This is a genomic window from Pseudomonadales bacterium, from assembly GCA_041395665.1.
Lineage (GTDB): Bacteria > Pseudomonadota > Gammaproteobacteria > Pseudomonadales > UBA7239 > UBA7239.
In genome coordinates this window covers 79,322-94,310 of record JAWLAB010000005.1, presented here as the reverse complement: position 1 = coordinate 94,310, position 14,989 = coordinate 79,322, and the positions used below count along the sequence as shown (strand labels likewise).

Below are 14,989 nucleotides of genomic sequence, written 5' to 3'. Positions count from 1 at the left end.
GAGCGCGTACTGTTGGCGCCTGTTTTTCGGTGGTGTGGTCTTTATGTCAGCAATGTTTGATCAGAATTTATTTGCACAAAGTGCAGAAGCGATTGCCGCAGCCAGCCGCGTGATTTATCAGCGCGGTTGGTCGCCTGCGACATCCAGCAATTATTCCGTGCGTTTAGATACAAATAGCTGCGCCGTCACGGTGTCAGGCAAACATAAAGGCGAGTTGACCGCCGACGATGTGATGGTGGTCGATATGGAAGGCCGCCCTCTGGTCGATAAAAAACCTTCCGCTGAAACGCTATTGCACACACAGTTGTATCAACGCGATGCAGATATTGGCGCGGTGTTGCATACGCATTCGGTGAATGCCACGGTGTTGACGATGGAACAGCCGAGTATGGATACCTTAGTGCTGCGCGGTTACGAATTATTAAAAGCCTTTGAAGGCGTGAAAACACACAACACAGAAATGCATATTCCTGTTTTTGAAAACACGCAGGACATGGTGGAGCTTTCTCGTCGTGTGGAAAAGCGTATGCAACGAGAAGGCACAGGTGTTGCGTATTTAATTCGCGGCCACGGGCTTTACACTTGGGCTGAAAATTTAACCGCATGTATGCGCCATTTGGAAGCGCTAGAATTTTTGTTAGATTGTGAATGGAAGCGCCTTCAGGCGCGTGCGCGATAGGTGCAGTAATGAGTGAATTGATTGTTTATAGCGAAACCGGCGAACGAAAATTGCAAACGCGCGATCCATCTTTAATCGCAGAAAATTTGCATGCTGCTGGTATTCGTTTTGAACAGTGGCAGCCTAGTGAACCCGTGAAGGCCGGCGATAGCCAAGAAGCGATTTTGCAGGCTTATCAAAAAGATGTAGAAAACATCGTTGCGGAATGCGGTTTTGTGACGGTAGATGTCATCAGTATCGATAGCCGTAATCCCAATAAACAAGCCTTGCGCGAAAAGTTTTTGAGTGAACATATCCACACGGAAGATGAGGTGCGTTTTTTTGTCGATGGCTGCGGACTTTTTTATCTACACATTGGTAATCAGGTTTACAGCGTGCTGTGTGAGAAGGGTGATTTTCTCAGTGTGCCTGCCAACACCAAGCATTGGTTTGATTTAGGCGCAGAGCCTGAGCTGGCGGCTATTCGCTTTTTTAATAATGTAGAAGGTTGGGTGGCACATTACAGCGGTGATGAAATCGCTAAACAATTTCCCAAGTTGGATGATTGATACATGACCGCTGTAAAAGCTATTTTGACGGATATTGAAGGCACAACCAGTTCCATCAGTTTTGTGCGCGATGTGCTGTTTCCTTATGCGGCGCAACACCTGTCTATGTTTGTACGCGCGAATGCGAAAAATCCAGCAGTGCTGGAGCAGATGAATGCTGTCGCCAAAGACATTGGCGTAGCAGAAACAAACTACGAAGCTATTATTGCTGCGTTATTGCAATGGATTGCGGAAGATCGCAAGGCGACACCTTTAAAAGCTTTGCAGGGAATGTTGTGGGAGCATGGCTATAAAAATCGAGATTACAGCGCGCATGTGTATGAAGATGCTTTCAAGCAATTAAATGCGTGGCATGCAGCGGGAATGCCGCTGTATGTGTATTCCAGTGGTTCTATTCAGGCGCAGAAGTTATTTTTTGGCTATAGCGAATTTGGTGATATGACACCACTGTTCACGGATTACTTTGATACAACGAGTGGTGCAAAGCAGGAACAGGCCTCGTATCAGCGCATTGCACAAGCTATTGCTTTGCCACCGGAAAATATTTTGTTTCTCTCTGATATTGCTGCTGAGTTAGATGCTGCCAAAGCGGCGGGCATGCAAACTGCGTGGCTGGTGCGCCCACAAGATAATGCCGCTGATGCTGCAGCAATCAAAGCCTCCACGCATAAAGCAGTGCGCGATTTTTCTGAAATTATTTTTGAGCGATAGCTTGTTTAGGGTTGTGGATTGCGCAGCCGTTCAATAACCGATTCAGGCAGAACAACCAAAGGACAGCTACTTTGATTGCCAGACGCTTGTGCGGTGTGATCAAGTAAACGCCGGTGCACATCAGCGAGTTCTTTATCGAATCCTCCAGTATTGATGCGCCAAATGGCGAGCAGGCGTGCGGTGCTAAAAAGTGGTTCGCTCTGCGTGATTAAACGCAGCGTATCGTAGTAACGCGCAATCACAGGGTCACTGATGCGATTGTCATTGTGCAACACACTGTCGCAATAACCTTCTGGAACCAATCGTAAAAAATGCCCGGCGCGCCAATTTTTTTGAGATGGGTTGTGCGGCATGCGCGCCAGTAGTGGGTTGGTGATGCCGAGTAAATCCACCACGGTTTTTTCTGTGCCTACGCAGTAACCGTGCATACCGACTGTATTGCTCGCGGCAACAGAAATATTCTGTTTGTTTTGCTCAAGGCCATCTTGGCACCAACCAAAATCTAAAATTGGATCTTCCCTGTCGTTGATAACGCGATGTTGCCAGTAGCGCGTAAAGCGCGTGAACCAAAAAAAGAAATAGCGCTCTTGTGTGATGCCGTCAGCGCTATCGCCCATGCGAAACGGCTCTGCGCCCCAATAAAAAGGTGTGGCAATGGGCGGTTTCCAGAGATAACTGCTGATGCCCGCAATAACAACAAAGCTCGTTGTAAGAAGGCTAAAACGCCACTTATCGTTTACATGATGATTGATGGTGTTTTGTATAGCGCGCAGCAGCACAATCATGCACAGCAAATAATCCCAGCCAAAAAAACGCCCACGCATAAAGTCGCCGCCTATCCACACAACATAGGCTAAATGCAGCACTACACCTGCAGTGATTAAGCGCAGGCGTGAGTCGCGATTAAAAATACCCGTCAATACACCTGCGCACAAAACTGCGATGCTGATGAAGTCGCGTAAAACGGAGGTAGAAAAATAAGTGATGCCGCGTTGTAGCAGTAATTCACGCGGAATAACGCCGCTGAGCTTGGCATAAGCTGTGTTGGGAAAAGGAAATCCGTAATAAATCAGGGCAAAGGCTGTCCACGCCGTTAAAGGTAGTAGTGCAGCGAGCAGTAGGGATTTGCTGCGCGTGCCGTGTTGCCAGGCGCAATGTGCGAGCAGCGGGAGAGTAAACAATAATGCATCGTGTCGAGTGATTAGCAATAAACCAATAGCGATACCGATGTAGAGCGTGCGTTTTTCCGGGGTCAGTACATCATCCAAATAAAAACGAACAACAAAAGTTAACAGACAGTAAACAAGAGGGTTTTCTAAGCCAGATGTGGTGAAATCAAAATAAGCTTGTGAGCAAACCAACATCAATACAGCGAATAGCCACAGGCGTATATCGGGCAAAATTTTGCGTAAATTTAACAGCAATAAAACATTACAGATTGTGCTGAGAATAATGCTGTTCAAGTAGTGATCGCGGTGCAGCCATCCCATGCCGGCGAGCAGCCAGTACCACAACGGACAAGTGAATACTTGTACGCGCTCGAAGAGGTTCCAACGAGGGCCGTTGCCGCTGAGTAATTGATCGAGACTGCGGAATATGATGTAGGCGTCATCGCTCACCCATGCGTTCTTAAAAAACACAAATCCGTAGAGCGCGCAGCCAATAAAGAAAAATAGGCGGGGATTTCGTAAAAAAAGCACAGAATTGTCCTTGACCCGTGTGGGGCAGCTTTATAACATACGCGGCCTCGCAAGAGACCGTTCCGGCTTAGCTCAGCGGTAGAGCAGTTGACTGTTAATCAATTGGTCGGTGGTTCGATCCCACCAGCCGGAGCCATATTGATGGGGCACTTGATCTCCCTTAGGGGAAAATGGGTGCCCTTTTTTTTAACCGTATAGTTCTACAACAGTTACATGGCAAGGTAGCTCAGCAGGTTAGAGCACAACACTCATAATGTTGGGGTCCCCAGTTCGATTCTGGGCCTTGCTACCATATTCCTCCCTAGGCTGATGGCGTTGCGCAGATGACATCAGAATTACCCAAGCCAGATCACAAGCCCTTTGTCGTCGAGTCGCGCTTTGCGCCGGCTGGCGATCAGCCGTCGGCGATCAATACTTTGGTAACAGGCATTGAATCGGGCTTGATGTCACAAACCCTGCTCGGTGTAACGGGTTCCGGCAAAACTTTCACCATCGCCAATGTGATTGAGCGCCTGCAGCGCCCGACAATCGTACTCGCACCCAATCGCACGCTGGCCGCGCAACTGTACGGCGAATTCCGCGAATTTTTTCCGCACAACGCGGTGGAATATTTCGTTTCGTATTACGACTACTATCAGCCAGAAGCCTATGTGCCTTCTTCCGATACTTTTATCGAGAAAGATGCCTCGGTAAACGAGCATATCGAGCAGATGCGTTTGTCGGCGACAAAGGCTTTGCTAGAACGCTCGGATGTCATCGTTGTCGCTACCGTTTCTTCGATTTACGGTTTGGGTGATCCTGAACAATATTTCAGCATGGTGTTGCATTTAAGTCGTGGCGATCGCATTGATCAGCGCGAATTGTTGCGCAAATTGGCAGAGTTGCAATACCGCCGCAATGACATTGATTTTCAACGCGCCACTTATCGCTGTCGTGGCGATGTGATTGATATTTATCCGGCGGATTCCGATATGGAAGCGGTGCGCATTACTTTGTTCGATGAGGAAGTGGAAAGCATTTCTGCGTTTGATCCTTTGACGGGACAAATGCTGCGCAAAATGCCACGCGTGACGATTTTTCCTAAGAGTCACTATGTCACACCGCGCGATACGGTGTTGTCGCGCATTGACGATATCAAAGAAGAATTGCGTGATCGTTTGGCGCAGTTTCGCAGCATGGAAAAACATGTGGAATTGCAGCGTTTAGAACAGCGCGTTAACTACGATATCGAAATGATTGTCGAGCTGGGTTATTGCAACGGCATCGAAAATTATTCGCGCTATTTATCGGGGCGTGCACCGGGTGAGCCGCCGCCGACTTTATTTGATTATTTGCCGAATAACGCGCTGTTGGTGATCGATGAATCGCATGTCACCATTCCGCAACTCGGCGCGATGTATAAAGGCGATCGCTCACGCAAAGAAACACTGGTGGAATACGGTTTTCGTTTGCCTTCCGCACTCGATAATCGCCCTATGCGTTTTGATGAGTGGGAAAAAATCGCACCGCAGATGATTTATGTGTCGGCCACACCTGGCACTTATGAAGCAGCAAACAGCGGGCAGGTGGCAGAGCAGGTTGTGCGGCCTACCGGTTTGGTCGATCCTGAAATTGAAGTGCGCCCAGCCACGACGCAAGTAGATGATTTGTTGTCGGAAATTCGTTTGCGCGTGACAGAAAAAGATCGCGTGTTAGTCACCACGCTCACTAAACGCATGTCGGAAGATTTAACCGATTATTTGATGGATCACGGCGTGAAAGTGCGCTATTTACATTCGGATATTGATACGGTGGAGCGCGTCGAAATCATCCGCGATTTGCGCCTCGGTGAGTTTGATGTCTTGGTGGGTATCAACTTGCTGCGAGAAGGCTTGGATATGCCAGAAGTGTCGCTGGTGGCGATACTCGATGCAGACAAAGAAGGTTTTTTGCGTTCAGAACGCTCGCTGATTCAAACCATCGGTCGTGCAGCGCGCAATCTCAAAGGTAAAGCCATTTTGTACGCGGATAAAATTACCGGCTCTATGCAGCGCGCGATGGATGAAACGGATCGTCGTCGCACTAAGCAAATACAGTTCAACGCCGATCACGGCATCGTGCCGCAGGGTGTTAAAAAGTCGGTGGTTGATATCATGGAAGGCGCAGTGCCTGGTGCGCGCAGCAAGAGCAAAAAACGCGAGCAGAAAGTGGCGGAGAGTCGCGGTAAGTACAGCGTCAATCTGGAAGAAATGTCATTGGATCAAATGACAAAAACCATTCAGCAGTTAGAAAAGAAAATGTTGCAGCATGCCAAGAATTTAGAGTTTGAAGAGGCGGCTGCCGTGCGCGATGAGATGGCGAGAGTGCGTGAGCGTGCTTTCAAATAAGGTTTTCACGAGGTTGTTATGAATAAGAGAGTAGTAGCGGCATGGACGGTATTTCTGGCAAGTTTGCTGGCTTGGCTTCCCTCTAGCTCCATCATCAAACTCATCATCGAAAACGATCCAGTGGTGTTAGGGCGTTATTCCGTCGGTCATTTCGGTGCCTTGTTATTGCTGACCATTGTTTTGTGGATTGCGGCGGCGGTTTTATTTTCAACGCGAAAAAAATCGGTAGGTGAAACAATTTTTGCGTTGGTGATGGTGTATTTATCAGCAGGGCTCAGCAGTTTTGTGTTGGTGGTTGGCTCAGGCATGATCAATAAACCGCGTTTCGTCGAGCAGCCGATCAGTGGTGTAGATCCCGATACCGGCATTGTGTTGAGTGGCATCGTGCGCCATCGTCCACCGAATGAGCGTTTTGATTTATTGCAAAAAGATGTGCCGGAACAAATGCGTTCTTACCCGAATGCGCCAGCGGGTTATCCCGAATTTCCTTTGGTTTTGACCAGCGATGCACGCGGCTATCGCAATCACGATGCACTGCAAAAATATGATGTGGTGGCGGTAGGTGATTCTTTCGTCGCCGGCTCGCATGTGTCAGACAATCAAGCGTGGGTGGATTTACTGCGTCAGCGCACAGGAAAAACAATTTACAACTTAGGTGTTTCCGGTTCGGATCCGCTGACTTATTTGAATAATTTCATCACTGTCGGTCGCGCGTTTAAACCAAAAACGGTGTTAGTAATGTTGTACGAAGGCAATGATTTTCGCGATGCACCGCCTGTGCCGACAGCAGCAAATACAGCATCAGTGCCTGCTACAGAAAATCGTTCGCAAAGTCTTGGTTTTTATGCCAAAGCCTCGCCGGTAACGAAAGGTTTGCGTCGTTTAGCGACAGAAACTTTAGCGGCAGTGGGCGCTGATTCGCCGGTATCGGGCTATGCCGAACAAGTGGGTTTTATGCCTGTGATGGTGGAAGCCAATGGCACAAAACACGCATACAGTTTTGAGCCTAAACGATTGCGCTATTTGGTCGATGCGAGTGAACAGGAATTTGCTGCGTCCAGTGACTGGAGCAATGTGCGCGATGTGTTGGATCGCTTTGTGCTGTTATCGAAGAAAGACGGTTTTCGTTTGATTTTTGTGTATGCGCCCAGCACGCCGCATGTGATTTTCCCACTGGTAGAAAAAAACATTCCTGCGCAACAGCTGTTAAATTTCGTCAACATCGGTAGAAAAAAACCAGTGGAGGTGGATGCAAATACTTATAAACAGCAAGTATTTGCGCGTCTTGATGCCAATGAAAACACTTGGAAACAGTGGTGTGCAGCGCAGTCGATCGAGTGCATCAGCACCACCAAGGCATTGCAGCAGGCAGCGGCAAAGCAGCAGGTGTATTACAGCTACGATCAACATTGGACACCGCAAGGTAATGCGGTTACTGCACAGGTCATTGAGGATTATTTGCGGGCTTTCCCCAGAGAGTTGTTTTAGCCACTGGTGTAAAATACCAGCCCCCTTGTTGGGTTGAGTCGAGGTGGCGCCGTGGCCAAAACACTGTATGACAAATTGTGGGATATGCACCTCGTGCAGCAGCGCGATGATGGCACCGCACTGATCTATATCGATTGCCAATTGCTGCATGAAGTGACTTCGCCGCAGGCGTTTGATGGTCTGCGTATGGCTGGGCGTAAGCCTTGGCGTTTGGATGGCAGCATCGCAACGCCCGACCACAATGTACCGACTACCACCAAAGAACGCGCTGCGGGGGTGGCGGGCATCGAAGACGAAACATCGCGCATCCAAGTGCAAACACTGGATAGCAACTGCGATAGTTTTGGTATCACTGAATTCAAAATCAACGATGCACGCCAAGGCATCGTGCATGTGGTCGGCCCAGAAACAGGCGCAACGCTTCCAGGTATGACGATTGTTTGCGGTGATTCGCACACATCCACGCACGGCGCGCTCGGCGCGCTGGCACACGGCATCGGCACTTCTGAAGTGGAGCATGTGCTTGCCACGCAATGTTTGATTCAGAAAAAAATGAAAAACATGCTGGTAAAAATTGACGGCAAATTGCGCGCCGGTGTCACAGCAAAAGATGTGGTGCTCGCGGTGATTGGAAAAATCGGCACGGCAGGCGGCACAGGTTACGCAATCGAATTTGGCGGCGATGTCATGCGCGCGATGTCGATGGAAGGCCGCATGACCGTGTGCAATATGGCGATAGAAGCGGGTGCGCGCGCGGGCATGGTGGCGGTGGATGACATCACCATCGAATATGTGCGCGGCCGCACTTATGCGCCGAAAGCAGAACACTGGGATGCCGCCGTTGCTGCGTGGCGCGATTTGCACAGCGATGACAGCGCGCATTTTGATGCCGTTGTTGAATTGCGCGGCGAAGACATCAAGCCGCAAGTGAGCTGGGGGACTTCGCCAGAAATGGTGTTGCCGATTGATGCTGCGGTGCCCGATCCTGCGCGTGAAACTGATGCAGTGAAACGCGAAGGCTACGAACGCGCATTGCAGTACATGGGCTTGCGTGCGAATCAGGCGATTACTTCGATCAAATTGGATCGCGTGTTTATCGGCTCATGCACCAATTCACGCATTGAAGATTTGCGCGAAGCGGCGCGTGTGGCAGATGGTCGCAAAGTGGCAGCCAATGTGAAGCAAGTGTTGGTGGTGCCTGGGTCGCAGCAAGTAAAAAAACAAGCGGAAGCGGAAGGCTTGGATAAAATTTTTATCGCCGCTGGTATGGAGTGGCGCGAGCCTGGATGCTCGATGTGTTTGGCAATGAACGCTGATCGTTTGGGCAATGGTGAGCACTGCGCGTCTACTTCGAATCGCAATTTTGAAGGGCGACAGGGTTTTGGTGGTCGCACGCATTTGGTGAGCCCAGCAATGGCTGCTGCTGCTGCTGTTGCCGGACATTTTGTCGATGTGCGCGAATTGTTGGGAGAAGCATCATGAAGCCGTTTACAAAACATATCGGTTTGGCTGCGCCGATGGATCGCGCCAATGTCGATACAGACATGATCATTCCTAAACAATTTTTGAAATCAATTCATCGCACCGGTTTTGGCCCCAACTTGTTTGATGAACTGCGTTATTTGGATGTCGGTCAGCCCGGCATGGATAACAGCAAGCGTCCGCTGAATACAGATTTCCCTTTGAATCAAGCGCGTTATCAGGGGGCGTCGGTTTTATTGGCGCGCGAAAACTTTGGTTGTGGCTCTTCGCGCGAACACGCGCCGTGGGCGTTGGAAGATTTTGGTTTCCGCTCGGTGATCGCGCCGAGTTTTGCCGATATCTTTTTCAACAACTGTTTCAAAAATGGCATGCTGCCTATCGTGCTGTCGCATGAAGTAGTCGGTCAGTTGTTTGATGAAATGTATGCGCAAGAAAGCTATCAACTGACGATTGATTTGCCAGCGCAAAAAGTGATCACGCCCTCAGGACAATCTTTTGCTTTTGAAGTAGACGCTTTCCGCAAACATTGTTTGCTGAATGGGTTGGATGATATTGGTTTGACGCTGCAAGCGGCCGATGCGATTCGCGCATTTGAGACGAAGCACAAACAATCATCGCCGTGGTTGTTTGGTCGTTGGTAGTCATTGCGGAATTGATGAAAATTAAAAAGTTTCGAGGTTGTGATGAGTAAAAAAGTTTTAGTGTTGCCCGGTGATGGTATTGGCCCAGAAATTGTTGAACAAGCTGTTGCAGTTTTAGATGTCGCCAACAAAAAGTTTTCCTTGGGTTTGCAGTGGGAGCAGGGCTTGTTGGGTGGTGCAGCGATTGATGCGCACGGCGTTCCCTATCCTGAAGTAACGCACGAGCAAGCCATTAAAGCGGATGCAATTTTGTTGGGCGCAGTTGGCGGTCCGAAATGGGATCAGCTGGATACTGCTATTCGCCCAGAGAAAGGCCTGCTGGCGATTCGCTCTAAATTAGGATTGTTTGGCAATTTGCGTCCGGCGATTTTGTATCCGCAATTGGCGGAAGCTTCGTCGCTCAAGCCGGAAATTGTTGCCGGTTTGGATATTTTGATCGTGCGCGAATTAACCGGCGGTTTGTATTTCGGTGCGCCGCGCGGTGTGCGCGTGTTGGAAAACGGTGAGCGCGAAGGCTACAACTCGGCGGTGTACCGCGAGAGTGAAATCGAACGCATCGGCAAACTCGCTTTTGAATTGGCGCGCAAACGCGGTAAAAAATTGTGCTCGATCGATAAAGCCAATGTGTTGGAAGTGACGGTGTTGTGGCGCGAAGTGATGGAGCGCATCGGCAAAAATTATCCCGATGTGCAGTTGTCGCACATGTATGTCGATAACGCAGCCATGCAATTAGTGCGCGCACCAAAACAATTTGATGTGATGGTAACGGGCAATATGTTCGGCGATATTTTGTCGGACGAAGCGGCAATGTTGACTGGCTCTATCGGTATGTTGCCTTCAGCGTCTTTGGATGTGAATGGCAAAGGCCTGTACGAGCCCTGCCACGGTTCTGCGCCGGATATTGCAGGGCAGGGCGTTGCCAATCCGCTGGCGACTATTTTGTCGGTGGCGATGATGTTGCGTTATTCCTTGGCTGCACCCGCCGCCGCCGATGCCATTGAGCAAGCTGTAGGCAAAGTGCTGGATCAGGGCTTGCGCACCGCCGATATCATGAGCGATGGCATGCAAAAAGTTGGCACAAAAACGATGGGCGAAGCCGTCGTGGCTGCGCTGGCTTGAGCTACAATTTTTGACAGAAAGAACACAACAGTAAGGGTGATGTGATGAACAAAGTAGGATTTGTTGGTTGGCGCGGTATGGTTGGCTCGGTGCTGATGCAGCGCATGCAAGAAGAAGGCGATTTTGCTGATATCCATCCGTATTTCTTTACCACCTCACAGGTGGGTCAAGCGAGCCCTGCGGTTGGGCAATCCACTAGCCCGCTGTTGGATGCAAACAATATTGATGCGCTGAGGGAGATGGATGTCATCCTCACATGCCAAGGCGGCGATTACACCAAGGCTGTTTTCCCGAAACTGGAAGCGGCTGGTTGGAAAGGCTATTGGATTGATGCCGCCTCCGCGCTGCGTATGGACCCTGATGCCGTGGTGGTGTTGGATCCTGTCAACAAGCATGTGATCGAGCGAGCACTGGATCACGGTCAGCGCAAATTTATCGGTGGCAACTGCACAGTCAGCTTGATGTTGATGGCGCTGAACGGTCTGTTCCGTGAAGGCTTGATTGAGTGGGTTTCATCCATGACTTATCAAGCGGCTTCCGGCGCTGGCGCACAAAACATGCGCGAGTTGCTGAAACAGATGCAAGTGCTGGGTAATGCCGTGGCTGACGATATCGCTAATCCTGCAACGGCTATTCTGGATATTGATCGCAAAGCGATTGCTGCGATGCGCTCCAGCAGTTTTCCTACGCAGCAATTTGGTGTGCCGCTGGCGGGTAGTTTGATTCCTTGGATCGACACCCAGCTTGAGAACGGTCAGAGCCGTGAAGAGTGGAAAGGGCAGGCTGAGACTAACAAGATCCTCGGTTTGGACGGCAAAGACATCGTGCCGATTGACGGTCTGTGCGTGCGCATCGGCGCCATGCGCTGTCACAGCCAAGCGCTGACCATCAAGCTGAAAAAGCATGTCTCGCCGGTGGAGGTGGAAGCGATTCTCGCCGGTGCTAACGATTGGGTGAAAGTCGTGCCTAACGAGAAGCCGCTGACCGTGCAAGAGCTCACGCCGACGGCTGTTACCGGCACTTTGTCAGTTCCTGTGGGCAGAATTCGCAGCATGAGCATGGGTAAGGAGTACCTGTCAGCCTTTACCGTGGGTGACCAGCTGCTGTGGGGTGCCGCCGAGCCTGTGCGTCGTATGTTGCGCATTCTTGTTGAAAGCTAAATGTTGTTAAAAGCCAAGTATTGCTGAAAGCTCGATGTTTTATTCTGTGACTCACTCGGCAGATTTTGGATAAAAGTCCATAACTGCCAGTGGGTTACAGAGTTAACTGAATCCTTATTCTAGTTTTTTCCTCTCCTATCCTGTAAAGTCGACCACGCTTGGTGTACTTGCGGTATATCTCGATGTTGCCCCAGCGTAGGCTGAGGGCGGTTCAAGTCTCAATTAAACGAATAAAAAAAGGGCACTTTTATGGATCGTAAACTGGCCATTGCACTTTCATCCTTCCTTGGTAGCACTGTTTTAGGTAATGCCTATGCCATCGGTTTGGGTGATATCAAGTTGCAAAGTGCTCTGAATGAGCCGCTGCGAGCAGAAATCAAACTGGTTCAAGTCAATGACTTGTCAGAAAACCAAATCATGGTGAATCTGGCGCCAGCAGAAGATTTTGCCAATGCCCGCGTAGAAATGGATCAATTTCTCAATACGCTGCGTTTTCATTTAGATCTGGCAGACCCATCGAATCCTAAAGTGGTTGTCACCACGCGGCAGCCTATTCGTGAACCTTTCTTAAATTTCTTGGTGGAAATTAACTGGCCAAGTGGTCGCTTGTTACGCGAATACACTTTGCTGATGGATTTGCCGACTTATTCACAAAGCCCTACAGATTTTAGTTATGAAGCGCCGGTGAGCGAAAGCTTTGATGAGCTGCCGCCAGAGCCACAACAAGCGGTTGAACCAAAACCTCAGCCGGTTATGGCTTTTGAACCGACTGTGGCTGCAGCGCCTACTCCCAAGGCCAAAAAACAAGAAGCGCCGCCAGCGGCCAAAGAACCAGAAGCGAAACCTGCTGAGCAGCCTAAGCCAGTCGAGCAGCCTAAACCTGAGCCTGTGGCAGAAAAGCCAGCGGCAGCTGAGTCCTCTGCTGGTTCGTACGGCCCAACCAAAACCAATGACACCTTATGGCGTATTGCGCGCAGCGTACACGGCAAGGGCAGCATTCATCAGAAATTGCTGGCTATTCAGCGACTGAACCCAGAAGCTTTCAACAAAAACAATGTCAACTTGTTGAAAGTGGGCAAGGTGCTTCGCCTGCCTAGCCAAGAAGAAGTTGCCAGCTTGGGTCGTGCCGAAGCTTTCGCAAAAATGAAGGAGCAAGAAGATGCATGGCGCTCCGGCGTTAGCTTGCCACCACCAGCTGGCGCACAAGTTGATGCCACAGGGCGCACACAACAAGAGCCCGCTGCTCCAGCCCAAGATGAAGGACAGTTGAAGCTGGCAACGCCTACACCGGCGAGTGATAGCACCCAAGCAACGCAAGGGGCAGGTGACCAGCAGAATGCCTCAGAACTCCAAACGCTACAGAACGATCTGGCTGTTGGCATGGAAGAGTTAAACCGTGTGCAGCGTGAAAACCAAGATGTCACTTCGCGTATCAAAGATGTTGATGCGCAAAAAGCCAATGCCGATAAGCTTTTAGAGTTGCAAAGTGGTGAGCTGGCTGCGCTACAAGCGAAACTAGCCGCAGAGCAACAGGCTAAAGCGCAAGCAGATGCTCTCGCCGCTGAACAACAAGCCAAAGCACAAGCAGATGCTCTTGCCGCTGAACAACAAGCCAAAGCACAAGCAGATGCTCTTGCCGCTGAGCAACAGGCAAAAGCCGAGGCAGAGGCTCAAGCCGCAGCCCAGCAGCAAGCAGCAGTAGCTCAACCCGAAGCACAGCCTGCTGCTGACGCACAGCAGCCAGCACCAGAAGCGACACCTGCCGAGCCACAGCAACAACCGGTGGCGGCTGAGCCAGCCCCAGCTCCTGCTGTTGTAGAGCAGCCTAAGCCAGCTGAACCGGAGCCAGTTGCTAAAGAGCAGAAAGCGCCGGCTGCGGTTGAGCCATCGCTTATTGATCAAGTGATGAATAGCCCAGCGGTCCTCGGCGGCATAGCGTTTATCGTTATGTTGCTGGGATTGATTGGTTATCGCAGACGGGCAACGCGCCAAGAAGAAGTGGAGCCACTTGAAGAAGCGTTCGTGCCAGACAGTATGTCCGCCGAAGAGGAACAGGAAGAAGCGGCCGAATGGCAAGAATCTGAGGTGGAAGAAGCGTCGCCTGTGGCTGTTGATGAGCAAACTGCAGCAGAGCAAACACTCGATACCGAGGCCGCACCCGAAGTAAAGGCTGAGTCAGGTGATGTGCTGGGCGAAGCAGATATCTACATTTCTTTTGGCAACTTTGAGAAGGGTGAGGCTCTGTTGAATACGGCCATCACCGCAGAGCCTACACGCAGCGACTACCGCTTAAAACTGCTGGAGCTGTACAAAGAAACCGGTAAGTTGGCTGCATTTGATGAAGCCTACAAAGCGCTTATCGAGTTGGATGACGACGCAGCTATTGCAAAAGCGGGGACACTGCGTGCCGCCATTCCGAGTGCTGCAGCCACACCGTTTGCGTTTGGTGTGACTTCCGCTGCAGAAGCGGCAGGTATCAGTGATGAGCCAGAGTTTGGTCTTGACTTTGATCTTGATGCGCAAGAAACCGTGCTTGAAACGGATTTGCACAGCGCAGAAACCCCGATGCTGGATGATAGTGCGCTCGATTTGAGCGAGTTGGATCTCACTGTTCAGCCAGAAGCTGCCTGTTGGATACCGGCCTTAGCTTGAATATGGAAGATGTCATTGAACAGCCATCTACAGCTTTGGAACAATCAGCCGCGATTGAAGAAGCGGAAGACGAAGCTATTTCTGCTGCTGATGGTGGCTTTGATCTCGACTTTGATCTTGATCTGGGTACATCAACGGCTGAACCTGAATTTGATTTAACGGATGTTGGCTTGGATGAGTCCGCACCTGCACAGCAGTTAGACACAGAAAGTGCGGCGGTGTTGGGTGCTGTGACTGCTGACGCGGGCGATATCGACGAAGAACTGGATTTCTTGTCAGATGCCGACGAAGCCGCCACCAAGCTGGATTTGGCGCGTGCTTACATCGACATGGGTGATAAAGACGGTGCGCGCGACATTCTCGCTGAAGTTCTCGACGAAGGTCGCGACGACCAGAAACGCGAAGCTCAGGCATTGCTTGATAGCATCAGCTGAGTATCGTCG

Annotated in this window: 12 protein-coding genes and 2 tRNA genes; 13 read left to right on the top strand and 1 reads right to left on the bottom strand. The window is 50.4% G+C overall.

Annotated elements, in window-relative coordinates; genetic code table 11:
- The first annotated feature begins 52 nt into the window (after nt 1–52).
- Genes R3E63_08245 through mtnC form a run of 3 tightly spaced genes read left to right on the top strand, consistent with a single transcriptional unit; the run spans nt 53 to nt 1,938 of the window.
- Complete coding sequence (locus R3E63_08245; protein MEZ5539918.1) at nt 53–679, top strand: methylthioribulose 1-phosphate dehydratase; 627 nt, start codon at nt 53–55, stop codon at nt 677–679.
- A gap of 8 nt (nt 680–687) precedes the next feature.
- On the top strand, nt 688–1,227 hold the full coding sequence (locus R3E63_08240; GenBank protein MEZ5539917.1) for an acireductone dioxygenase: 540 nt from the start codon (nt 688–690) through the stop codon (nt 1,225–1,227).
- A gap of 3 nt (nt 1,228–1,230) precedes the next feature.
- The gene (gene mtnC / locus R3E63_08235) at nt 1,231–1,938 is read left to right on the top strand and encodes an acireductone synthase (GenBank protein MEZ5539916.1); all 708 of its coding nucleotides are present in this window, start codon (nt 1,231–1,233) and stop codon (nt 1,936–1,938) included.
- Between the two features lie 5 nt (nt 1,939–1,943).
- Here the strand turns inward: mtnC and R3E63_08230 are convergent, their stop codons facing one another.
- Nucleotides 1,944–3,557 (bottom strand): hypothetical protein, encoded by a 1,614-nt coding sequence (locus tag R3E63_08230; GenBank protein ID MEZ5539915.1) that lies wholly within the window; start codon nt 3,555–3,557, stop codon nt 1,944–1,946.
- Nucleotides 3,558–3,699: 142 nt separating this feature from the next.
- Here R3E63_08230 and R3E63_08225 point away from each other — a divergent pair.
- The 10 genes from R3E63_08225 to R3E63_08180 all read left to right on the top strand — a co-directional run bounded on the left by R3E63_08225 (nt 3,700) and on the right by R3E63_08180 (nt 14,980).
- Nucleotides 3,700–3,774: transfer RNA gene (locus R3E63_08225), tRNA-Asn, on the top strand.
- 79 nt (nt 3,775–3,853) lie between these two features.
- A tRNA-Met gene (locus tag R3E63_08220) sits at nt 3,854–3,930 on the top strand.
- Between the two features lie 31 nt (nt 3,931–3,961).
- Complete coding sequence (gene uvrB, locus R3E63_08215; GenBank protein ID MEZ5539914.1) at nt 3,962–6,004, top strand: excinuclease ABC subunit UvrB; 2,043 nt, start codon at nt 3,962–3,964, stop codon at nt 6,002–6,004.
- 18 nt (nt 6,005–6,022) lie between these two features.
- On the top strand, nt 6,023–7,492 hold the full coding sequence (locus tag R3E63_08210) for an SGNH/GDSL hydrolase family protein (protein ID MEZ5539913.1): 1,470 nt from the start codon (nt 6,023–6,025) through the stop codon (nt 7,490–7,492).
- Nucleotides 7,493–7,576: 84 nt separating this feature from the next.
- On the top strand, nt 7,577–8,974 hold the full coding sequence (gene leuC / locus R3E63_08205) for a 3-isopropylmalate dehydratase large subunit (GenBank protein ID MEZ5539912.1): 1,398 nt from the start codon (nt 7,577–7,579) through the stop codon (nt 8,972–8,974).
- A complete protein-coding gene (gene leuD, locus R3E63_08200; GenBank protein ID MEZ5539911.1) occupies nt 8,971–9,615 on the top strand; it encodes a 3-isopropylmalate dehydratase small subunit in 645 nt (214 codons plus the stop codon). Before leuC ends, leuD begins: the two co-directional genes overlap by 4 nt.
- A 42-nt stretch (nt 9,616–9,657) precedes the next feature.
- Nucleotides 9,658–10,734 (top strand): 3-isopropylmalate dehydrogenase, encoded by a 1,077-nt coding sequence (gene leuB, locus R3E63_08195; GenBank protein ID MEZ5539910.1) that lies wholly within the window; start codon nt 9,658–9,660, stop codon nt 10,732–10,734.
- Between the two features lie 44 nt (nt 10,735–10,778).
- Nucleotides 10,779–11,894 carry an aspartate-semialdehyde dehydrogenase gene (gene asd, locus R3E63_08190; GenBank protein MEZ5539909.1) on the top strand — a complete coding sequence of 372 codons (1,116 nt, stop codon included), beginning with the start codon at nt 10,779–10,781 and terminating at the stop codon, nt 11,892–11,894.
- Nucleotides 11,895–12,143: 249 nt separating this feature from the next.
- Nucleotides 12,144–14,546: a FimV/HubP family polar landmark protein gene (locus R3E63_08185; GenBank protein ID MEZ5539908.1), complete on the top strand. Its 2,403-nt coding sequence runs from the start codon at nt 12,144–12,146 to the stop codon at nt 14,544–14,546.
- Nucleotides 14,525–14,980, top strand: a complete 456-nt coding sequence (locus R3E63_08180; protein ID MEZ5539907.1) for a FimV/HubP family polar landmark protein — start codon at nt 14,525–14,527, stop codon at nt 14,978–14,980. The genes R3E63_08185 and R3E63_08180 overlap by 22 nt, the downstream gene beginning before the upstream one ends.
- Nucleotides 14,981–14,989: the final 9 nt, after the last annotated feature.

What these genes read in the sequence shown, in the direction of transcription:
- leuC (MEZ5539912.1), top strand. Translation starts at nt 7,577, where the DNA reads ATGCACCTCGTGCAGCAGCGCGATGATGGCACCGCACTGATCTATATC.
- R3E63_08185 (MEZ5539908.1), top strand. Translation starts at nt 12,144, where the DNA reads ATGGATCGTAAACTGGCCATTGCACTTTCATCCTTCCTTGGTAGCACT.
- uvrB (MEZ5539914.1), top strand. Translation starts at nt 3,962, where the DNA reads ATGACATCAGAATTACCCAAGCCAGATCACAAGCCCTTTGTCGTCGAG.
- R3E63_08240 (MEZ5539917.1), top strand. Translation starts at nt 688, where the DNA reads ATGAGTGAATTGATTGTTTATAGCGAAACCGGCGAACGAAAATTGCAA.
- leuB (MEZ5539910.1), top strand. Translation starts at nt 9,658, where the DNA reads ATGAGTAAAAAAGTTTTAGTGTTGCCCGGTGATGGTATTGGCCCAGAA.
- mtnC (MEZ5539916.1), top strand. Translation starts at nt 1,231, where the DNA reads ATGACCGCTGTAAAAGCTATTTTGACGGATATTGAAGGCACAACCAGT.
- leuD (MEZ5539911.1), top strand. Translation starts at nt 8,971, where the DNA reads ATGAAGCCGTTTACAAAACATATCGGTTTGGCTGCGCCGATGGATCGC.
- R3E63_08210 (MEZ5539913.1), top strand. Translation starts at nt 6,023, where the DNA reads ATGAATAAGAGAGTAGTAGCGGCATGGACGGTATTTCTGGCAAGTTTG.
- asd (MEZ5539909.1), top strand. Translation starts at nt 10,779, where the DNA reads ATGAACAAAGTAGGATTTGTTGGTTGGCGCGGTATGGTTGGCTCGGTG.
- R3E63_08245 (MEZ5539918.1), top strand. Translation starts at nt 53, where the DNA reads ATGTTTGATCAGAATTTATTTGCACAAAGTGCAGAAGCGATTGCCGCA.